Source organism: Psychrobacter sp. T6-1 (genome assembly GCF_052258445.1).
In genome coordinates this window covers 1-1,882 of record NZ_JBQQFC010000391.1, presented here as the reverse complement: position 1 = coordinate 1,882, position 1,882 = coordinate 1, and the positions used below count along the sequence as shown (strand labels likewise).

Here is a 1,882-nt window from a genome sequence, read left to right as displayed (position 1 = left end):
GGCCTTTACTTAATTGACCTTTAAGTTCTTGAAGCTGGTTTTGCATCTCTTTTGAAAATAGGGAATTTGCCATAATGATTGCTGTATCGTTGATGAGTGAATAAAAGGATTTAGTTTGCTTACTTTACGCGCCAGCAGGGATGCTAGCAAGTAGCGATTGCAGGGCTTGTCCGGGATGATCGGTCTTCATAAAATGCTCACCGATCAAAAAGTGCTCAATATCATTGTCAAGCATTAAGCGAATATCATCCACGCTATGAATACCGCTTTCGGTCACGATGAGGGGTTTTTGTGTGTGATTGTCGCCAGCCGATGTATCTACTGATAAGGCGTCTAGTAAAAGGTTTTTTAGTCTAAGGGTGTTTTGCAGATCAACTTCAAAGGTGTTCAAATCACGATTGTTGATACCATAGATATTATGGTTCGAGCGCGGTAGCGTTAGTGCTCGCTCAAGCTCGTTTTGCGTATGTATTTCAATCAAAACATCCATACCCAGCTCTAAACTCAAAGCATGTAGCTCTGCCACTTGTGCGTCATTAAGACAAGCCATAATCAGCAAAATACAATCAGCGCCGAGCAAGTAGGACTGATAAATTTGATAAACATCTATCATAAAGTCTTTGCGCAATATAGGTAGGCTAGACTCATTACTTGCCTGCAAAAGAAAAGTGTCATCGCCTTGAAAGTAATCACGATCGGTAAGTACCGATAGACAACTGGCACCGGCTTGCTCGTATTGCTTGGCAAATAGAGCAGGGGAGAAGTTATGATTAATGATGCCTTTGGACGGTGAGGCTTTTTTTATCTCAGCGATGACCCCTACACCCTTGTCTTTCATGGCAGCTTCTCGCAAGGCGTTGGCAAAACCGCGACGCGGATGGTTGTCATTAGCGGCTTGCTCTTGTAATACGGCTAAGGGCTGCTCTTTTTTGGCAGCAGCAACTTCATCGTATTTGGTTTTGATGATACGTTGTAGCACTGAGGGTATATGAGTTTGCGTGTCGGTACTTGTCGTCATGGTATTTCCAAGTATTTTGGTTTAAGCGTTATTTAATTTAGAGTTTACTACTCTATATCCCTAAGCACCAGCTGCAAGCTTTTGTGTATAGGCCGCTAGAGATTCAAGCTTACGAAGAGCATCACCGTTTTGGATAACGGCCTGAGCACGGTTGACGCCATTAGGGTAGTTGCTCGCCAGACCCGCAGTATAAATAGCAGCACCTGCATTGAGCGCAATCATATCACGGGCTTTGAGCACCGCGCGGTCATGAGTCTCCTCTCCTGAGAGCGCAGCACGTATTAGCTCAAGACTGTCTTTAGGCGACTCTACATCGAGACCAATGAGCGTCTGTGACTCAACCCCCGCATCTTCTGGCATTAGCTCATAAACCGATATTTCACCGTCTTTAAGCTCAGCGATGGTAGTAGAAGTCGCAAGGCTAATTTCATCAAGGCCATCTTTGGCACCGACCACCATCACATGATTGGCCCCTAGGTTTTTCATGACTTTAGCGATAGGCTCACACAGCTGCGCGGTAAACACGCCAATCACTAAATTAGGCACGCCAGCTGGATTGGTCAAAGGGCCCAAAATGTTAAAGATAGTGCGGGCTTTGAGCTCACGGCGTATCGGGTTGGCATAACGCATAGCACTGTGGTGATTGGGCGCAAACAAAAACCCAATACCCTCATTCTGAATACACTCTAGCGCCTGATCGGGAGTAAGGGCTAAACTGATACCCGCTTGTTCCAATAAGTCTGAGCTACCGGACTTAGTTGAGACGCCGCGATTACCGTGCTTGGCGACTTGCGCGCCAGCCGCGGCGGCAACTAATGCTGAGGCAGTAGAGACATTGAATAGATTAGCGCCATCACCGCCCGT

2 protein-coding genes are annotated in these 1,882 nt (G+C 46.3%); both read right to left on the bottom strand.

Features of this window, described 5'->3' with window-relative positions:
* Positions 1–124: 124 nt before the first annotated feature.
* Positions 125–1,018, bottom strand: coding sequence for an indole-3-glycerol phosphate synthase TrpC (gene trpC / locus ACTXGO_RS16365; protein WP_443542299.1), 894 nt, complete (start codon positions 1,016–1,018; stop codon positions 125–127).
* A 60-nt stretch (positions 1,019–1,078) separates the two neighbouring features.
* Positions 1,079–1,882 (bottom strand): anthranilate phosphoribosyltransferase (gene trpD, locus ACTXGO_RS16360; protein ID WP_443574835.1); only part of this gene is annotated, 804 nt, incomplete at its 5' end.